Source organism: Streptococcus mitis, assembly GCF_000722765.2.
Taxonomy (GTDB): Bacteria; Bacillota; Bacilli; order Lactobacillales; family Streptococcaceae; genus Streptococcus; species Streptococcus mitis_AQ.
Map to the genome: position 1 here is coordinate 1,634,373 of NZ_CP028415.1, position 18,030 is coordinate 1,652,402.

Here is an 18,030-nt window from a genome sequence, read left to right on the forward strand (position 1 = left end):
ATACACTTGTGGGCTAAATCCGCTTAGGTAAGGCGTTTTCATCTTCTTTCCGAAACATTCTTTTTGATTTGCAAACAATTACATCAATACATTTACTATATAAACATCAAAACAAGGTCCCTTACGGAACCTCGCTCATCTTTATTTAACATGATTTTCTGCTTCTTTTTGAGCTTTTTCGATTGCTTTTTTGCTTTCTTGCTCCCATTTGGCCTTGGCTTCTTCATACTGTTTGATTGTCACAGTATCTTTTTGCAGTTTCATGTACTTGTAGTTATTGCCGTCACCCTTGATGCCGACCAGTGAATACCCTCTTGTAAATGGCGTTACTTTGGTTACAGATGCAGTACCACCACTTGACATGGCTGACATAATCAGAGAATTGTCAATCATCCAAGCCTGTGCTTCAGCATATTTTTCATAGCGTTTGGCTACATCTTTATTTTCACTATCTGCATCTTTGAGCATCTTGGTGTAGGTATCAAGCCCCAGGCTAGCAATCTTAGCTTTATCTTCTCGAGCATCTAGACCAAAGATCTTGAGGTAGAATCCATCCTCTGCATTGAAAGGATTGAGATAAGTTGATGGATCTTGGTAGTCACCTACCCAACCATCAAAGTTCAAATCGTAGTCTCGATCAGCTGCTGTTGGCGCTAAGAAGGCTACGTTATTGTACTCATCTGTAGAGAGTTGCTGAACGTCAATAACAAGATTATCAGCACCTAAAACAGACTCAAGAGTCTGTTTTACAGAATTCATACCAGTCACAGCATTTTTACTTGTCTGATCAACAGCTACATCCAAGTGAATTGGGAAGGTCACACCTTGACTTGCCAAGTCTTTTTTGGCTTCCGCAAATTTTGCTTGGGCTTTTTCTTTGTTGAAATAGGCATCCTGAGCATCTGCCAAGTTAATATCTGACCATTCTGTGCCATAGTTGACCAATTTAGAAGCAACTACTTCTCCAAAAGTCTTGTCTCCAACTTGGACAAATGTAGGAGGCACTAGGGTGTTACGAAGGGTCTTGCTAGCTGCTTCTTCCCCATTTGACTGAGCAGAATAGGCTGTGCGGTCCAAGGCAAAGTTCACCGCTTGGCGGAAGTTTTTGTTCAAGACAGCTGTCTCAGTTGACTTCTTCTGCTCATCTGTCGTTTTAGCAGTGTGATTGTAGGCCTTACGATTGACGTTGAAATTAAAATACCAAGAAGTCTTGTCCTGCAAGCTATAGACGATATTATCCTTATATTTCTCCTTGGTCTTAGCAAAGTTAGAACTATTTGGATAAACCCCAGCGATTGAATAGGCTCCACTTTCAAAGTTACGGATAGTCAATTCTTGGTCTGAGCCGTCAAAGTAAGCCAATTTTACGTGTTCAATCGATACTTTGTCATGATCATAGTAATGCGGATTCTTCACATACTCAATAGATGATTTTGATGTGAAATCTTTTAACAAATAAGGTCCGCTGTAGAGAATGCTATCTGGAGATAAGGTACCAAAATCTTTGCCTTTTGAATTTAGAAACTCTTCGTTGACTGGGAAAAGAATACTGTTGGTTGTTTTTGAGTTCCAGTACGGTTCTGGGCGTGCCAAAGTATACTCAACAGTCTGGTCGTCAATGGCTTTCACTCCAACCTTAGAAAAGTCAGAATCCGCTCCTGTAATATAATCATTCAAGCCCTTGATCGAGTTTTGAATCAAGTCAATGGCCTGGGATTTATTATCCACTGCGTACTTGATACCTGTCACAAAATCTTGTGCCTTGACTGGAGCGTACTCTTCACCGTCCGCCGTGAACCATTTGGCATCTTTTCTCAGTTTATAGGTATAAGTCAGACCGTCGCTTGAAACAGACCAGTCTTCTGCCAAAGATGGAACTAGATTTCCATGATTGTCATTTTCAAGCAAACCATCAACTAGGTTGGTAATGATGGCTGTATTATCAGCGTAGTAGTCTAATAAATAGTTAAATGTAGTTGGATTTCCACTAAAGGTTGATGAGTAAGTTTTTGTATCTGAACCAGATTGTCCGCAAGCAGCTAAAAGCAAAGCAGCCGCAAAAGTCAGGCCTGCACTAAGGACACGCTTTTTTGTAGTCATCTTCTTTCTCCTTTATGTTAGTTTTTATAACATATGTTTATTTTACCAAAATAGTGGAAATTTGTAAAGTTAATTGAATTTTAAGAATGAAAGTTTATAAATTTTAGCCATAAAAAAACAAAAGATTTATGCCTTTCATACAGTTCTCCCTTGTTTTTATACGATTTCGATTTTAGATTTTTCTGCAAAAAATATTTATAGTATTTCCACACAGAAAGCATCCCATGGAGCCAAGATTTGTTTTTCAAAAACTTCTTGAGCCGCGGTGTTTTCAATCAGGACAGATTTGACGCTTCCTTCTACGGTCAAGTCTTGTTCTTCATTGGACAAGTTAGCTACGACTAGGAATCGACGGTCACCATCTTTACGGATATAAGCAAAGACCTTGTCAGCTGTTTCCCATAGTTCAAAGTCAGCTCGAATCAGCCAGCTGTTCTCCTTACGGATTTGAACCAGTTTCTGATAGGTATAGAAAATAGAATCTGGATTTCCTAGCGCTTCTTGAACGTTGATTGCTTGATAGTTTGGATTCACTGCCAACCAAGGTTGACCTGTTGAGAAACCAGCGTTTTTGCTCTCGTCCCATTGCATAGGGGTACGGGCATTGTCACGTCCAATGACACAGATACTGTCCATGATTTCTTCCATCGGAACACCTTTTTCAAGAGCCTCACGCGCATAGTTGAGGGATTCAATATCTTCTACTTGATCCAACGTTTCAAAGGGATAGTTGGTCATCCCAATCTCCTCACCTTGGTAGATATAAGATGTTCCTCTCATAAGATGAAGTAAGATTGCAAAGGCTTTGGCAGATTTTTCGCGGTATTCTTGGTCATTTCCCCAGATTGAGACGATACGAGGAAGGTCATGATTATTCCAGAAGAGCGAATTCCAGCCATCTTCAACTCCTAACTCTGTCTGCCATTTGTTGAAAATCTCTTTTAACTTAGCAATATTCAGCTCTTTTTGATAGTGCCATTTAGGCTGACCTTCCTGATACTGAAGACAGATATGCTCAAACTGGAAGACCATAGACAACTCTTGCCCCTTTGGATCCGAGTAGAGCTTGGCAATCTCTGGCGTTGCTCCCCATGTCTCTCCCACTGTCAAAAGATTCTTATCTCCAAAGGTCGCCTGATTCATTTCCTTGAGATAGGGATGGAGCATAGGACCATTATTGACTACCTTCTCGTCAGGAATTTTCCCAATCATGTCAATGACATCCATACGGAAACCGCCAATGCCTTTATCAATCCAAAAGTTCATCATCTCATAAATTTTCTGGCGAAGTTTTTCATTTTCCCAGTTAAGATCAGGCTGTTTCTTGCTGAAAAAGTGGAGATAGTACTGACCTGACTTTTCATCGTATTCCCAAGCAGACCCACTAAAGATAGAATCTAGATCGTTGGGTTCGTCCCGCCAGATATAGTAGTCTCGCTCAGGGCTATCAGGATTTTCACAGGCCTCGATAAACCAAGCATGCTCATCTGAGGTATGATTGACCACCAAGTCCATGATGATACGAATATCACGTTTCTTAGCTTCCGCGATCAGTTGGTCCATATCCTCCATAGTCCCAAAAATAGCCGCAATCGCTTGATAATCAGCAATATCATAGCCATTATCATCCATAGGACTATCATAAACAGGAGAAAGCCAAATCGCTGTAATTCCTAACTTAGCTAGATAGTCCAACTTACTGGTAATTCCTGGCAAATCACCAATCCCATCTCCATTACTATCCATAAAGCTCTTAGGGTAAATTTGATAGACTACGGCATTGTGCCACCATTTTTCTTGCATTTTCTTACCTCATTATTTTCATAATCTACAGTCTATGATAGCGCTTTTTAAAACCTTGTACAAGCGTTTGCCTAATCTTTTTGATTCCTTTTTTAACTCCATAGTTTCCTAACTGCCAATTTTTTATTATAATAGAGGTCAGAGGTAAAAAAATGAAAAAACAAGCTTTTAGTTCTGAACAATATTTGAATCTACAACGCAACCACATTTTGGAGCGTATTAACCAATTTGACGGCAAGCTCTACTTGGAGTTTGGTGGCAAAATGTTAGAAGATTTCCACGCTGCTCGTGTTCTTCCTGGTTATGAGCCTGACAACAAAATCAAGCTCTTACAAGAGTTGAAAGAGCAGGTTGAGGTCGTGATTGCTATTAATGCAAGTAATATCGAGCACTCCAAAGCACGTGGTGACTTGGGCATTTCTTATGACCAAGAAGTTCTTCGCTTGATTGACAAATTCAATGAACTGGGAATTTTTGTTGGCTCCGTTGTCATCACACAGTACGCTGGTCAACCAGCTGCAGATGCCTTCCGCAACCAACTAGAGAAAAACGGAATTGATTCTTATCTTCACTATCCAATCAAAGGATATCCGACGGATATGGATCACATCATTTCTCCAGAAGGCATGGGAAAAAATGACTACATCAAAACCAATCGTAACTTGATCGTCGTAACCGCTCCTGGACCTGGTTCTGGAAAATTGGCAACCTGTATGTCCAATATGTACCACGACCAAATCAATGGTATCAAGTCTGGCTACGCTAAATTTGAAACCTTCCCAGTTTGGAATCTTCCCCTTCATCACCCAGTCAATTTGGCCTACGAGGCTGCCACAGCTGACCTTGATGATGTCAACATGATTGACCCCTTCCATCTCCAAACCTACGGAGAAACCACTGTCAACTATAACCGTGATATCGAAATTTTCCCAGTGCTCAAGCGCATGTTGGAACGTATCCTAAGAGAGTCTCCATACGCTTCACCGACAGATATGGGGGTCAACATGGTTGGTTTCGCTATTACAGATGATGAAGCTGCTGTCGAAGCTTCTAAACAAGAAATCATCCGCCGTTACTATCAAACTGTTCTTGATTTTAAAGCCGAAAAAGTTGGCGAAGCTGCTGTCAAGAAAATTGAGTTGCTCATGAACGACCTCGGCATCACACCTGCAGACCGTAAGGTTGCTGTTGTTGCCCGTCAAAAAGCAGAAGAAACTGGCGGACCAGCCCTAGCCCTTGAATTGCCAAGTGGGGAAATTGTCACTGGTAAGAACTCAGAACTCTTTGGTCCTACAGCCGCTGCCTTGATCAACGCCATCAAGAAATCAGCTAACATTGCGAAAGAAGTAAAACTAATCGAGCCTGAAGTTGTTAAGCCAATCCAAGGTCTTAAAATCGATCATCTCGGCAGCCGCAATCCACGCCTTCATTCAAATGAAATCCTGATTGCACTTGCTATCACAGCTACAGAAAATCCTGATGCTGCTCGTGCTATGGAAGAACTTGGCAATCTCAAAGGAAGCGAAGCCCACTCAACCATCATCTTAACCGATGAAGACAAGAATGTCCTTCGCAAACTGGGTATCAACGTAACCTTTGACCCCTACTACCAATACGACCGCTTGTATCGTAAATAAAGATTTGAACCTCTCCACTCTCGGAGAGGTTTTCTCTCTGCCTCAGGAGCCAGCTTTATGTTATAATGAAAGGAGAAAACTGAAAGGATTTACCATGTCAAAAGAAGTTATTGTCGAAAGTTTTGAACTTGACCACACCATTGTTAAAGCACCCTATGTTCGCTTAATCGGGGAAGAAACAGGGCCAAAGGGAGATGTCATCTCCAATTATGATATTCGTTTAGTGCAACCCAATGAAGACTCTATCCCTACTGCTGGCCTTCACACTATCGAGCACCTCTTAGCCAAACTCATCCGTACCCGCATCGACGGCATGATTGACTGTTCACCATTTGGTTGCCGCACAGGCTTCCACATGATTATGTGGGGGCGCCACACCAGCGCTGAAATCGCGACTGTTATCAAGGATTCGCTCAAAGAAATCGCTGAGACTACTACTTGGGAAGATGTCCCTGGAACAACCATCGAATCTTGCGGAAACTACAAAGATCACAGCCTCTTCTCTGCTAAAGAATGGGCAAAACTCATCCTAGAACAAGGGATTTCAGATGATGCCTTTGAGCGTCATGTGATTTAAACATAAAAAAGGAACCAGTTTTTTCAGCCGGTTCCTTCTTTTTTATTCTCAAAATTTTGTCTTATACTCAATGAAAATCAAAGAGCAAACTAGGAAACTAGCCGCAGGCTGTACTTGAGTACGGCAAGGCGACGTTGACGTGGTTTGAATTTGATTTTCGAAGAGTATTAGGCTTTTTCACGAATAACCAAAACACCATCTTCCATATCTGCTTCTAGGTGTTTGGCATCTAGGTGATCCAAATGGAAGTCCGTTACCTTATCACGAATTTCTTGTTCAACCACGCGACGAAGCGGACGAACACCCATGACTTCGTCATAACCTTCTTCTGTGATATAGTCCTTAGCTGCTTGACTGACTACCAAATCAATGTCTTTCTTAGCCAAGGTTTGGTTAACTTCAGCCAACATCAAGTCCACAATCTTAGAAAGATCTTCCTTAGTCAAGTGTGAGAACTCGATAACTGCATTAAAGCGGTTGAGGAATTCTGGACGGAAGAATGGCTTCAAACGGTCCATCAATTCTGGCTTATCCGCATCCTCTGTCAAGTTAGCTTCATAGCCAAATCCAGCATTTGAGGTCGCGATAATGACAGTGTTCTTGAAGTTTACTGTGTTTCCTTGACCATCTGTCAAACGACCATCATCTAGAACTTGGAGGAGAAGGGTAATGACTTGAGGATCAGCCTTTTCAATTTCATCCAAGAGAATGATAGAGTATGGATTGCGACGAACACGTTCTGTTAAGGTATTGCTATTGTCATCATAACCCACATATCCTGCTGTTGTACCAATTAGCTTAGAAACGGCTGTTCGATCACTGTATTCAGACATATCCAAACGGATGATTGCGTCCTTAGTTCCAAACATATCTAGCGCCAATTGTTTAGCAAGTTCAGTCTTACCAACTCCAGTTGGACCTACAAAGAGGAAGCTACCAATTGGGCGATTACCTTCATCAAAACCAGCACGGTTACGACGGATAGCACGGGCTACAGCTTCAACTGCCTTATCTTGACCGATTACCTTATCTTGCAGACGATGAGCCATATCTTTCAGACGTTCGATGTCTGATGCTCCCATTTGTGACACTGGAATACCGGTCATTCGTTCTACAGACTCAGCCACATCGTTGACACTTGCAGTCACCTTCATATCTTCTGTGTGGTTTTCGATTTTCTTTTCCAATTCTGCGATGCGTGTTTTATAGTTTAGAGCTGCTTCAAAATCTTCTGCCTCAACTGCTTTTTCTTGTTTGTCTTTTTCTGCCTCAATTTCACGTTCAACAGCATGCACATCTGTTACTGGATGTTGAGCTGCCAAGTGAGCTGCCGTTACATCCACAAGGTCGATAGCCTTATCTGGCAAGCTACGTTGAGGAATATACTGAACAGAATAATCCACCGCTGCTTTCAAAACTTCGTCTGGCAAGATGACATTGTGATGTTGCTGATAGAGGTCACGAATTCCTTGAAGGATTTTATATGTATCCTCTGCTGAAGGAGCATTGACCTTGACTTCGTTGAAACGACGAGCAAGAGCTGCATTCTTCAAAATAGTGTTACGATATTCGTCTTGAGTCGTTGCCCCAATCACTGTCAATTCCCCACGAGAGAGGGCTGGCTTGAGAATATCCGCAAGCCCCTTAGATCCACTATCTCCACCAGTGCTACCAGCACCGAGAATTTGATGAATTTCATCAAAGAAGAGAATGATATTTCCCGCTTCTTTTACTTCATTGACTAAGTTTTGAACGTTTTCTTCAAAACTACCACGGTATTGGGTACCAGCCTCAAGACCTGAGATATCAATGGAAATAATTTCTTTATTCTTAATGGCAGCTGGAACGTCACCGTTCACGATAGCTTGGGCCAATCCTTCTACTACTGCAGTTTTACCAACACCTGCGTCTCCAACTAAAACAGGATTGTTCTTGGTGCGACGAGAAAGAATTTCAGATGTTTCTTGAATTTCCTTGTTTCGTCCGATAACAGGATCCAGCTTGCCCTCACGCGCTTCTGCAGTCAAGTTTCGACCTAGTTTTGCAAGGACACCGTCTTGTTTCATGCCTGACGTATGTTGTGGCATTTGTCCATCAGATTCTGCATTTCCTGGCAATTGGCCAGTTGCACGATAGTGAGCAAATTCCTCAGGTGTGACTTCACGTCCATTAATCAAGTAACGGCGATTTTCAGAACTATATCCTCGCATACCACCCATCAATTGGTTAAATAAATCATCCATGTTGTTAAAATTATTAAAGTTGTTGTTCATATTCTTTACCTCTTTTTGTTATTCATTATCACTGATATTGACTATCTTTGACCTTTGTTTTAAAAAATTTAGACTAGCTAGATTGCTACTCTACGTACTATTTCTGGTTTTTCTTTTTCAAGCAGGAGTAGACTATCTTTACTTCTAAAGATTTCTAGATTAAACATAGACCCCACCTCTTTCTATTTTACTTTAAATAAGTGTTCTAGTAAGGCTTTCATTTACCTTACGTTCATAATATACTACATTAGTCAGAAAAGGTCAAGTATTTTGACTTTAATTGACCAATATTTTTTAAAAAGCAAAAACACCCTGAAACATCAGGGTGCCATTCTTACATCAAATATAAAATTGCTAACGTTAAGAGACTTGCTAGAAGCCCCACTCCCCAAAATAAGAAGTCAACCTTCCACTCGCTCCAAGGATTTCCTTTACCAGACAATCCTCCAAGTTCAAAATGGTGATGCACAGGCGTCATACGGAAAATACGTTTGCCACCAGTCATTTTGAAATAGCCGACTTGCATCATGACCGAAGTTGTTTCAAAGACATAAACAATTCCGATAATCAAGAGAGTCCATTCTTGGTGAAGGGCCATAGAGATAGCTGCCAGCATTCCACCGAGCGCCAAACTTCCCACATCTCCCATGAAGACTTTAGCAGGCTTATGGTTAAAGACAAAGAAACCAAGCAAACCACCAATCATGGCAAGAATCACTAGAAGGATATCCATCTGACCTTGCATATAGGCAATAACTCCATAGGCAGACAAACTAATCACAACGGAAATACTAGCTAAACCGTCAATGCCGTCTGTCAAGTTTACTGCGTTTGAAAAACCGACTAGCCAGAAAAGAGCGAAGACAATATAGAAAATCCCTAGATGCACTTGGTAGCCAAAGACAGAAAGCATATCTCCACCACGCTCATAGAAAAGGTAGAAGATAACTCCACCTAGAAGCTGAAGAGCCAATTTCTGCTTGGGATTAAGCCCCTCATTGATCTTGCGGAAAACCTTGAGGAAGTCATCTAAAAAACCAACCAAGCCATACAAGACCAAAATAAACAAAATCATACCAACATTATTGGTCAATTGTTTTGAAAAAAGAGCAACGAGGAAACTCACCACTACTGCAGCAATTAAGAAAACCAAACCTCCCATTGTAGGAGTCCCAGCTTTTGCCTGGTGCTGTTTGACATCCTCATGCATCTGCTGGCCTGTAATTTGCGCCTTTCTATAAAATTGGATAAAGGCCGGAATTCCTACTAAAGTTAGTAAAAATGTCACAATTCCAGCACTGATAGAAATAAACATATTAGTCTCCTAAAGTTAATTTAATTTTTTTAATGTTTTTGATAGCTGTATTAGTCCGAACATCTTGCTTCTGAACGATGGAACCTGACCCTTCAAATTCCAGCTCAATATCCAACCATTTAGCAAAGGTTTCAGCAGTCTCTTTTTTCCAGCCATACATGTCTGGAATTTCTTCTACCTTATCCGATAAAAGGAGAACTTGTTGGTTTGGTGCAAGATTGGTCCCTTCTTCTACAGAAGTCTCTTTAATCTTTGTTCCAGTACCTACAACGATTGGTTGCACAATATTTCGGCGTAAGGCTTCCGCCAACTCACCAGGTGAAATATCCTTGATGCTAGGCATTGCATAAGAAGATTCTGTCGTAACTTTATCTAAATTCTTGGCTGGAGATTGAAGATTGAGAGATTCTTTCATAGCTGAAGCCCGCTCCAAGATTGGGTTGGCAAATTCTCCCAATTGGATACCTGAATAATGTTCAGGCTGTTGAACCGTTACATACAAGATAAAATCAGGATTCTCAGCAGGGTTCATAGCCACAACCGAGAAAATGTAGTTGGTAGAACCAACCAAGTAGCCTCCATTTTTCTCGTCAGCAATTTGGGCTGTACCAGACTTGAGGGCTACATTTTGACCTGGAACATTGACAGTTGCTTTTCCTGTACTATGATTATACATAGTTCCATATCTAGGATCCGTTCCTACCAAGACCATGTGAGTCCGAGTTTGGCTAGCCGCATCTTTCGAAACTGGATTCCCTACAATTTCTTTTTGAGATTTACGAGCGGTTTGATCATTTGGATCATACAAAGCTGTAATAAATTTCGGCTCTAACATGACGCCATCATTGGCAATGGCTGTAAAAGCACGTAGCATCTGGGTCTGCGTTACAGAAATCCCCTGACCAAATGCACTCATGGCAATATTGACAATATTATCAGCTGGAAGTTGACCAGCGTATTCATCTGTCAAGCCAAAGCGAGTTGGGACCCCAAATTTAAAGCGGTTTAGATAATCCAACCAAGTAGTATCTCCCATTTTTTGTTCAAGTAGACTCATTCCAACATTACTGGAGTGAGCGAAACCTTGTAAGAAAGTCATCATCCCACCAGTAGTCAAACCATCATTAACATCCCAATCTCGAATCGTCACATCCGCTATTTTTAATTCACTGCTATTGAAGTATTCTCCACTTGGGAAGGTATTATTATCAATAGAAGAAGCTAACGTCATAACCTTCATGGCTGATCCTGGTTCATAGTTACTTTGATAAAGGATATCACGCCAAACAAAGTCCTTAGTGATTCCTTCTTTAGTATCTGCATTAAAGGTCGGTCGTTGAGTGGTAGCAAGGATTTCACCAGTCTTGGCACTGACCAAGGTCGCGGTCATGTACTTACCTTTTACTTTTTCTAAAAAGGCATCCATCTGGGTTTCCATGAAAGATTGGAGCGGGCTAGACAATGTTGTATAAACATCCTTGCCATCTACAGTCTGCTGCGCTACCTGTTCTGTACCGGGTACGATATTTCCTACACGGTCTTTTTCATAGGTAATAATTCCGTCTGTACCAGCAAGAATGGTATTCAAAGAACTCTCCAAACCAGAAGTTCCTAACAAACTCTTGCTGCCATCTTCATTTTCATGAAGTTGGGCTAAACCAATAAAACTAGAAGCAAATTGGCCATTTGGATAGCTTCTGTTAGGGCTCGTTGTAAAGTCAATTCCTTCCACACTAGCATCTTTTAAATCTTTTTTAATGGCCATCATATTGGCATAGGTAATCCCATTTCCTTTGGCACCAAAGGAAACCTGGGTCAGATTTGGTTGAGCCAGTTGCTCTTTCACATAAGCTTCATCCATATCCAAATACTTATGGAAAACTTCAGCTACCTTATTAAACTGCGAATCCTCTACATAAAGAATTTTACCCGTTGCTGACTTGTATTTTTTATCAATAACAGCATAGACATTATAAGAGGTCGCATCTTCTGCGATAGGCACTCCATTTCGGTCATAGATCGTCCCGCGTTTGGCAGGTACTGTTCGAGTTGTCTGGTGAACTTTTCTAGCCTCTTTTACCAAGTCAGTACCAAATATATTACCTTTTGCAATAATATAAGCAAAATTGGCCAAAAAGAGACCAAAAAGGGCAACCGCTACAAAGCTGAGGTACTTGCCAACTATCCTGCGGTTTTTTGCTGGAGATTTACGATTTTTTATCGCAAATCGGGTTATTTTTTCTGTCCATTTCATATCTTACTCCGCTGTTCGGATATTTTCATTATTCAATTTCAAATCTTTTTTATCTGCAATCTCTTTCAAGCGCTCTGAACGAATCAATTCATTCACTTCCTGCTTAGCATCATCGAGCTCTGTCTTCTTTTCCTCTATCTGCGCATTGATTTTTGTTAAATCACTTTGCACTTGCAAGAGTCGTGTCTGCATAAAGATAATGCTCACTGCTAAAACGAGAGCCGTAAAAGCGATGGAAAGATAAAAAGCCTTCTCCACACGTGAGAATTTTTTTATACGATTCTGCAAGAATTGACTGGTTGTTTCTTTCTTATCTACCATTTTTTCCTCTTACTTGTGAATTTTTCTGGCCACGCGCAACTTGGCTGAGTGCGAGCGGTTATTGGCTTCTAATTCTTCTGCACTTGGCAAGATTGGCTTACGGGATACTAATTCCATCTTGGGCTTGAGATCATCTGGGATGAAAGGCAAACCTTTGGGAACTTCAACTGTTGAAGCCTCCTTGAACAATTGCTTAGTCAAGCGGTCTTCCAAGGAATGAAAGGTAATCACTGAAATTCTACCATCTAGAGCCAACATCTCCATAGCCTGCTGGATAGATTCATCTGCTGCTCCCAGTTCATCATTGACTTCAATCCGAATAGCCTGGAAAATCTGCTTGGCAGGATGGCCCTTCTTCTTGAGCTCCTTGGCAGGTTTAGCCGACTTGATAATCTCTGCCAACTCCGTCGTTGTCTCGATTGGCTTGACTTCACGTGCTTGTTCAATCTTACGGGCAATCTGTTTAGAGAATTTATCCTCACCATACTTGAAGAAAATACGAACCAAGTCATGATAGTCATAGTGGTTCACCACTTCATAGGCTGTCAGACTAGCATCCTGATTCATGCGCATGTCCAGTGGCGCATCCTTTTTATAAGAAAAACCACGCTCACGCTGGTCCAATTGAGGACTAGACACTCCCAAGTCATAACAAATTCCATCAATTTCCTGAACACCAGCTTCGCGCAAACGTGCCTGTAAATGACGGAAGTTATCCTTTATAAAAGTCACCATCCCCTTCTCAATGTAGGAAGCCAAGCGTTTTTGCGCATTGTTAATGGCATTCTGGTCCTGGTCAAAGGCATAGAGATGGCCTTTTTCACTTAATTTACTTAATAAATATTCGCTATGGCCCGCTCCACCCAAAGTCGCATCAACGTAGATACCGTCAGGCTTTACGTCGAGCATATCAATCGTTTCGTGGAGTAAGACCGTTACATGATGAAATTCTTTTGTCATATCCTATCTATTTTACCACAAATCCGACTAGCTTGCACTTGTCAGACAAATAGGACAAAAACAAGTAAGATTTCTTTAAGAAATATGTCAAATATGCTTGACATCTATTTCATAGAAGAATATAATGTAGTCAAATATATACGACATAAATCAGAAAGGAGAACAGATGAATCGTGTGAAAGAATTTCGCAAGGAACTAGGCATTTCCCAGCTCGAACTCGCCAAGGATATCGGTGTCTCGAGACAAACCATCAATATGATTGAAAACGACAAATACAATCCAACCCTGGAACTCTGTCTCAATCTCGCCCGTAGCCTCCAAACTGACCTCAACAATCTCTTTTGGGAGGAAGATTTTTAAAAAAGGAGCAAACTCATGAAAAAAGAAACCTTCACTGAAAAACTCATCAAACGCACATACGGTATTTCTGGTCCCCTTGACGAATACAAACGGCGTGAGGCCGATCGTATTGGGAACCAAGTCTTTATCGTCCTCTTTTATCTGATGATTTTCGGAAATCTTATTCCACTCCTTCTGGCCTATAAATACCCTCAAGAAGTGGCTCTAATCTATCCTCCTCTGATTTTAGTGATTGCCCTCATCGCTGCTGGCTATGTCACCTACCAAATGAAAAAAACAGGGATTACAGCTATTGATCCAGATTTGCTGAGCGAGAAAGAAAGTAAGCAACTATACTACCCAGGTCTAAAAGCAGGTTTGTTCTTTGGTCTATGGATGTTTTTTATAACTCCTCTTCTCAGTATACTCATAGGTGAAGGTCAGGACTATTTTCATTCTCTCCTCACTATAAGAAATGGTGTATCAAGCATTCTCGGTTCTATCTTCTTCGGAGCGAGTATACAGTTCCTCATCTCCCGTCGCATTGCAAAAGCTAAGAAAGATCAAGATGAGGATTAGGAGGAAACTATGAAAAAAGAAAAGAAACAGTTACGTTATCCTGGTCTAAAAGCAGGTTCGATTTATGGAACAGTGATATTTTTTATAATTCCACTCATTGATACCCTAACAAGTGAAAATCCAAATTTTATTAGTTCTCTTCTAAATACAAAACATATTTTCAAAACTATACTGGGAGCTTTCTTTTTCGGAGTGATGATGCATATTGTCGACTCACTTCGTATTGCAAGAGCTAAAAAAGACCAGGATTAGGAGGTACCTTATGAAATCACTAATAACTTTACTATTCAGTCACATTTTTGTCAGCATCTTTATTACCTTCGTCCTGGTTTCTGGACATATTACGCGTCCTTTCTTGATCATTTTCCTTTTATTTCTTCCTTTGCTGAACAAGGGACAAATACTTCAGAAAATCCAATCCAAAAAAATACGACTTCTAAACGTATCTCTCTGTTTTATCCTCGTATCCTTCCCACAACTTTTAAGGAGTCCTGCAGATTGGAGATACCTAGTATTTCTAACAACCTGTATCATTTTTAGCTTGATTTACTTCTATACTTTCTATCAACTCGTTAAAGAAGTCAATCAAAAACCGCTCATTTAGGAGGTTACTAGCATGAAAAAAGAAGACTTCACCACTCGCCTACTTCGAAATTTCTTTCACATCCAAGGGCCTTTTGATGAATGCCGTCAAGAGGTTATCTACAAGGCTTGCGCCCGTTCTATGGTCCAAATCTTTTACTCTTCCTTCATTCTCTTCCTATTCTATATTTTGTTCGGACGCTTTATAGAAATTGTTCGAAATGTTATGCCCTACATCTATTTTGGACTCATTTGGTTCATGAGTATAAAAGCTCAAAGAGCCGTCCAAGAGCTTCATCTTGAAAAGGATGACAAGTCAGAAATCATCCTCAAAACCTACAGCAAAGCCCAAATCAAATTTAGGAGTTGGATTGTGTTTATCGGTATTCAGATTGGTCTCTTTACCTTACTCATCTTTCATAAGGTCTTCGTTCAACAGATGTCCCTTTCAGATTTTGGGAAGTTGCTCATGCAATTCGATAAAAGTGTTCCTTTCCTGATGTATGGCCTGATTATCGGTAGCATTTTTGGAACCCTGACCTACGGATTTCTATCCCTACAGGAGGAGAAAACTCCTAAACATACCAAACAGAAGGAGAAAAGCAAGCAATGACTTCACTATACGATTTTTCAGTCTTGAACCAAGACAATCAAACGATTCCCCTAGATTCCTATCGTGGTAAGGTTCTCTTGGTTGTCAACACTGCTACTGGATGCGGTTTAACGCCCCAGTACCAAGGACTTCAAGAACTCTATGATCGCTATCAAGACCAAGGTTTTGAGATTTTAGACTTCCCTTGCAATCAGTTTATGGGACAAGCACCGGGCAGCGCAGAGGAAATCAACACCTTCTGTAGCCTACATTATCAAACCACCTTCCCACGTTTTGCCAAGATCAAGGTCAACGGTAAGGAAGCAGATCCTCTCTATGTTTGGTTGAAAGACCAGAAATCTGGCCCACTAGGAAAACGAATCGAATGGAATTTCGCTAAGTTTCTCATCGGTCGTGATGGGCAGGTCTTTGAACGCTTCTCTTCCAAAACAGACCCAAAACAAATTGAAGAGGCCATACAAAAATTACTATAATTCACAATCTCACTATGATTAGGTTTCTTTTAGCCTGATGAATAGTGAGATTTTTTGATGGGCTTTGACTTAAATAGAAAAACACCCCATGATATGAACCATGAAGTGTTGTAAAAATGATACATTCATAGCGGACAAGGCACTACTGACTGCTATTCTTGACTCCTGAGTATGTATAGGTCCTATTTCTGGGACACGCTTTTTCCGTTACCACCCTAAAATAAAAGCTATGCTCCCGACCATCCTTGGCATTTTCCTTGTTTAAGACAAAGTGGTTTTTCTGATTCATCGCCATGGTTCGTAGGATGTCATCAATCAAGAAAGTCAAGGGTACGTTCATGGCAGAGTATTTTTGAAAATCCTCTTCAAAACGAATATAGTCATCTGAAAAATAATCCATCTGAAGTTTGTTTTCATACAGCTCTTTTCTAGTCATAAACTCCCTCCTCCCACAGCCGAATTTCTAGAATATCAGCAATCTCTATCATCCTATAACCCTCGTTTGTCCTAATAGATAGGGATTTAGAAGATAATTCTCTTACCTTACCAATGATAGTGGCTTTCTGCTTCTTTTCCTTTACCACAAAACTTCCCTTAAGTTGGCTAACATAAAGCTGAGAAAGTAAATGTAGTTTCTCAACTGGGTCCAAATCCGTAGAAAAATCAACCCGATTTTTTTCTTCCCTAAGCGAACTGGTGTGTTCTGAGAGGTAAAATCCCATCCACTTCTGCATACCTGGATCTTGATAATCTCGCGCAGATTGAAAAGGTAAATAAGAACGATCAATCATTGTAATCCATCTAATCCTCCAGCAGAATGTCCTCCAATCAGCTTGCTTCTAGCAAGACTCCTAGAGGCCTCTTCCAGTGCATTGGCCTTTAAGAGAGAAGTGAAACCAAATTGTTCCCGAATGGAGTCAATGGCCGTCTGGAGCCTTTCTTCTTTTTCTAACTTGTCAACATCATCAAAGAGAGATATCAAACCAAAGGACTCGTCTACAAAGCCTGAATAGTTTACACCGACACTTCTGACTGCTCCAGAAGTGTATTTGCTATGAAATAACTTCAAAACATAATTCGTTAAGACAGCTATATTATTGGTCGGTTCGACCTTCATTTGTGTGTGAATAGACGGTCTGACCTCTTCTTTAGAGAAACCGATATAGATGGAGACAAGGGTTGTTTTCTTGCCCGCTCTTCTCAATCTAATAGCCACCTGCTCCGCCATTTCTCGAAAAATAATTTCAATATCCCGTAGCTTCACGTAGTCTCTCGGCAAGATTTGAGAATTCCCCAAGCCCTTGGATTTGGCTTTATAGGGCTTATGAACATTGCTCTCATCAATCCCGTTAGCATGAAACCACAAACGCAGACCAGCCTGACCCAGAGCTTTCTTTAACTGGTCTGGATTGCTGGTTGCCAATTCCTTGATAGAAAAAATCCCCAGAGCATGCAAGCGTTTCTCCATCCGCCTGCCAATTCCCCAAAAGTCGGTCATCTTGGGAATGGACCAGACCTTCTCTTCCACATCCTGGTAAGACCAGTTGGCCCTCATGGTCGGAGTGTGCTTGGCCTCATTATCCAGAGCCAACTTGGCCAGTAAAGGATTGGCATTTGACATGCCTACTGTAGAGTAGATCCCTGTCTGCCTCCAAATATCCCTCTGAATACGAGCAGAAAGCAGATTCAGCTTGTTTTTGCGAGAGAGACTCTTATCTGGTATGAAATAGTTGAGCGAACTAGTCAGATCAATAAAGCCCTCATCGATAGAGTAGGGATAAATATCATCTGGACTGCCATAGTTTTGAAAGATTCGCTGGATTTCCATATTGACTGCAATGTACTCGTCCATCCTGGGTGGCACAATCAAGGTCACTTGGGCCCAATCTTCGATGTAGCGAACATAGTCCGAGTCAGTCGGTAGTCCCTGCTTTCTAGCATTATAGTAGGAAAATTTGCGGGTCTTGATATCAAAGGGCAGATCATAGGCCCGACCAACATTTGATTTGCCAAAAATCTTCTTAAACATTGGAGAGGAGGCTAGAATAAGACCAGTGGAATTATCCGCGCGACTCATGACACAAAGCGAGGTTTTCAGCGGATGTAAGCCCCTTTTCACGCACTCAACACTGGCATAAAAGGATTTCATATCGACAAAGGCAATGTCACTTTTGGGCTCTCTGGAATAATCAAAGTAGCCCAT

General features: G+C 41.1%; 18 protein-coding genes. 8 read left to right on the forward strand and 10 right to left on the reverse strand.

Going from position 1 to position 18,030, the window contains the following annotated elements; translation table 11 throughout:
• Window positions 1-141: 141 nt before the first annotated feature.
• Both SK637_RS08155 and SK637_RS08160 read right to left on the reverse strand, forming a co-directional pair.
• Window positions 142-2,100: a peptide ABC transporter substrate-binding protein gene (locus SK637_RS08155; RefSeq protein ID WP_033689366.1), complete on the reverse strand. Its 1,959-nt coding sequence runs from the start codon at window positions 2,098-2,100 to the stop codon at window positions 142-144.
• 195 nt (window positions 2,101-2,295) lie between these two features.
• Window positions 2,296-3,903: a glycoside hydrolase family 13 protein gene (locus SK637_RS08160; protein WP_033689367.1), complete on the reverse strand. Its 1,608-nt coding sequence runs from the start codon at window positions 3,901-3,903 to the stop codon at window positions 2,296-2,298.
• A gap of 152 nt (window positions 3,904-4,055) precedes the next feature.
• On the opposite strand from SK637_RS08160, the gene SK637_RS08165 reads away from it, so the two are divergent.
• Window positions 4,056-5,540, forward strand: a complete 1,485-nt coding sequence (locus SK637_RS08165) for a DUF1846 domain-containing protein (RefSeq protein WP_033689368.1) — start codon at window positions 4,056-4,058, stop codon at window positions 5,538-5,540.
• A 94-nt stretch (window positions 5,541-5,634) separates the two neighbouring features.
• Window positions 5,635-6,117 carry an S-ribosylhomocysteine lyase gene (locus tag SK637_RS08170; protein ID WP_033689369.1) on the forward strand — a complete coding sequence of 161 codons (483 nt, stop codon included), beginning with the start codon at window positions 5,635-5,637 and terminating at the stop codon, window positions 6,115-6,117.
• A 167-nt stretch (window positions 6,118-6,284) separates the two neighbouring features.
• Here SK637_RS08170 and SK637_RS08180 read toward each other — a convergent pair whose 3' ends face one another.
• The 5 genes from SK637_RS08180 to rsmH all read right to left on the reverse strand — a co-directional run bounded on the left by SK637_RS08180 (window position 6,285) and on the right by rsmH (window position 13,240).
• Window positions 6,285-8,390 (reverse strand): ATP-dependent Clp protease ATP-binding subunit, encoded by a 2,106-nt coding sequence (locus SK637_RS08180; RefSeq protein WP_033689370.1) that lies wholly within the window; start codon window positions 8,388-8,390, stop codon window positions 6,285-6,287.
• A 334-nt stretch (window positions 8,391-8,724) separates the two neighbouring features.
• The gene (gene mraY, locus SK637_RS08185) at window positions 8,725-9,705 is read right to left on the reverse strand and encodes a phospho-N-acetylmuramoyl-pentapeptide-transferase (protein WP_033689371.1); all 981 of its coding nucleotides are present in this window, start codon (window positions 9,703-9,705) and stop codon (window positions 8,725-8,727) included.
• Window position 9,706: 1 nt separating this feature from the next.
• Entirely contained in the window at window positions 9,707-11,959 is a 2,253-nt protein-coding gene (pbp2x, locus tag SK637_RS08190; RefSeq protein WP_033689372.1) for a penicillin-binding protein PBP2X, read from the reverse strand.
• Between the two features lie 3 nt (window positions 11,960-11,962).
• Window positions 11,963-12,280: a cell division protein FtsL gene (gene ftsL / locus SK637_RS08195; RefSeq protein ID WP_000227824.1), complete on the reverse strand. Its 318-nt coding sequence runs from the start codon at window positions 12,278-12,280 to the stop codon at window positions 11,963-11,965.
• A 9-nt stretch (window positions 12,281-12,289) separates the two neighbouring features.
• Window positions 12,290-13,240 (reverse strand): 16S rRNA (cytosine(1402)-N(4))-methyltransferase RsmH, encoded by a 951-nt coding sequence (gene rsmH, locus SK637_RS08200; RefSeq protein ID WP_000159429.1) that lies wholly within the window; start codon window positions 13,238-13,240, stop codon window positions 12,290-12,292.
• A 166-nt stretch (window positions 13,241-13,406) separates the two neighbouring features.
• Here rsmH and SK637_RS08205 point away from each other — a divergent pair, with 166 nt between their 5' ends.
• Genes SK637_RS08205 through SK637_RS08230 form a run of 6 tightly spaced genes read left to right on the forward strand, consistent with a single transcriptional unit; the run spans window position 13,407 to window position 15,827 of the window.
• A complete protein-coding gene (locus SK637_RS08205; RefSeq protein ID WP_001082469.1) occupies window positions 13,407-13,601 on the forward strand; it encodes a helix-turn-helix transcriptional regulator in 195 nt (64 codons plus the stop codon).
• Between the two features lie 15 nt (window positions 13,602-13,616).
• Complete coding sequence (locus SK637_RS08210) at window positions 13,617-14,159, forward strand: DUF3278 domain-containing protein (protein ID WP_000712365.1); 543 nt, start codon at window positions 13,617-13,619, stop codon at window positions 14,157-14,159.
• Window positions 14,160-14,168: 9 nt separating this feature from the next.
• Window positions 14,169-14,411: a hypothetical protein gene (locus SK637_RS08215; RefSeq protein WP_000711741.1), complete on the forward strand. Its 243-nt coding sequence runs from the start codon at window positions 14,169-14,171 to the stop codon at window positions 14,409-14,411.
• Window positions 14,412-14,421: 10 nt separating this feature from the next.
• A complete protein-coding gene (locus SK637_RS10200; RefSeq protein ID WP_000838538.1) occupies window positions 14,422-14,763 on the forward strand; it encodes a hypothetical protein in 342 nt (113 codons plus the stop codon).
• A gap of 12 nt (window positions 14,764-14,775) precedes the next feature.
• Window positions 14,776-15,354 carry a DUF3278 domain-containing protein gene (locus SK637_RS08225; RefSeq protein ID WP_033689373.1) on the forward strand — a complete coding sequence of 193 codons (579 nt, stop codon included), beginning with the start codon at window positions 14,776-14,778 and terminating at the stop codon, window positions 15,352-15,354.
• The gene (locus SK637_RS08230) at window positions 15,351-15,827 is read left to right on the forward strand and encodes a glutathione peroxidase (protein WP_033689374.1); all 477 of its coding nucleotides are present in this window, start codon (window positions 15,351-15,353) and stop codon (window positions 15,825-15,827) included. The genes SK637_RS08225 and SK637_RS08230 overlap by 4 nt, the downstream gene beginning before the upstream one ends.
• 142 nt (window positions 15,828-15,969) lie before the next feature.
• Here SK637_RS08230 and SK637_RS08235 read toward each other — a convergent pair whose 3' ends face one another.
• Genes SK637_RS08235 through SK637_RS08245 form a run of 3 tightly spaced genes read right to left on the reverse strand, consistent with a single transcriptional unit; the run spans window position 15,970 to window position 18,030 of the window.
• Window positions 15,970-16,263, reverse strand: coding sequence for a DUF5960 family protein (locus tag SK637_RS08235; protein ID WP_033689375.1), 294 nt, complete (start codon window positions 16,261-16,263; stop codon window positions 15,970-15,972).
• Window positions 16,256-16,618, reverse strand: coding sequence for a hypothetical protein (locus SK637_RS08240; protein WP_033689376.1), 363 nt, complete (start codon window positions 16,616-16,618; stop codon window positions 16,256-16,258). The genes SK637_RS08235 and SK637_RS08240 overlap by 8 nt, the downstream gene beginning before the upstream one ends.
• Window positions 16,615-18,030 carry a Y-family DNA polymerase gene (locus SK637_RS08245; protein ID WP_033689377.1) on the reverse strand — a complete coding sequence of 472 codons (1,416 nt, stop codon included), beginning with the start codon at window positions 18,028-18,030 and terminating at the stop codon, window positions 16,615-16,617. Before SK637_RS08245 ends, SK637_RS08240 begins: the two co-directional genes overlap by 4 nt.

Excerpts from the sequence above, each read along its gene's own strand:
- SK637_RS08225 (WP_033689373.1), top strand. The coding sequence starts at position 14,776 with ATGAAAAAAGAAGACTTCACCACTCGCCTACTTCGAAATTTCTTTCAC.
- SK637_RS08230 (WP_033689374.1), top strand. The coding sequence starts at position 15,351 with ATGACTTCACTATACGATTTTTCAGTCTTGAACCAAGACAATCAAACG.
- SK637_RS08215 (WP_000711741.1), top strand. The coding sequence starts at position 14,169 with ATGAAAAAAGAAAAGAAACAGTTACGTTATCCTGGTCTAAAAGCAGGT.
- ftsL (WP_000227824.1), bottom strand. The coding sequence starts at position 12,280 with ATGGTAGATAAGAAAGAAACAACCAGTCAATTCTTGCAGAATCGTATA.
- rsmH (WP_000159429.1), bottom strand. The coding sequence starts at position 13,240 with ATGACAAAAGAATTTCATCATGTAACGGTCTTACTCCACGAAACGATT.
- mraY (WP_033689371.1), bottom strand. The coding sequence starts at position 9,705 with ATGTTTATTTCTATCAGTGCTGGAATTGTGACATTTTTACTAACTTTA.
- SK637_RS08155 (WP_033689366.1), bottom strand. The coding sequence starts at position 2,100 with ATGACTACAAAAAAGCGTGTCCTTAGTGCAGGCCTGACTTTTGCGGCT.
- SK637_RS08210 (WP_000712365.1), top strand. The coding sequence starts at position 13,617 with ATGAAAAAAGAAACCTTCACTGAAAAACTCATCAAACGCACATACGGT.
- pbp2x (WP_033689372.1), bottom strand. The coding sequence starts at position 11,959 with ATGAAATGGACAGAAAAAATAACCCGATTTGCGATAAAAAATCGTAAA.
- SK637_RS10200 (WP_000838538.1), top strand. The coding sequence starts at position 14,422 with ATGAAATCACTAATAACTTTACTATTCAGTCACATTTTTGTCAGCATC.
- SK637_RS08165 (WP_033689368.1), top strand. The coding sequence starts at position 4,056 with ATGAAAAAACAAGCTTTTAGTTCTGAACAATATTTGAATCTACAACGC.
- SK637_RS08160 (WP_033689367.1), bottom strand. The coding sequence starts at position 3,903 with ATGCAAGAAAAATGGTGGCACAATGCCGTAGTCTATCAAATTTACCCT.
- SK637_RS08170 (WP_033689369.1), top strand. The coding sequence starts at position 5,635 with ATGTCAAAAGAAGTTATTGTCGAAAGTTTTGAACTTGACCACACCATT.
- SK637_RS08245 (WP_033689377.1), bottom strand. The coding sequence starts at position 18,030 with ATGGGCTACTTTGATTATTCCAGAGAGCCCAAAAGTGACATTGCCTTT.
- SK637_RS08235 (WP_033689375.1), bottom strand. The coding sequence starts at position 16,263 with ATGACTAGAAAAGAGCTGTATGAAAACAAACTTCAGATGGATTATTTT.
- SK637_RS08240 (WP_033689376.1), bottom strand. The coding sequence starts at position 16,618 with ATGATTGATCGTTCTTATTTACCTTTTCAATCTGCGCGAGATTATCAA.
- SK637_RS08205 (WP_001082469.1), top strand. The coding sequence starts at position 13,407 with ATGAATCGTGTGAAAGAATTTCGCAAGGAACTAGGCATTTCCCAGCTC.
- SK637_RS08180 (WP_033689370.1), bottom strand. The coding sequence starts at position 8,390 with ATGAACAACAACTTTAATAATTTTAACAACATGGATGATTTATTTAAC.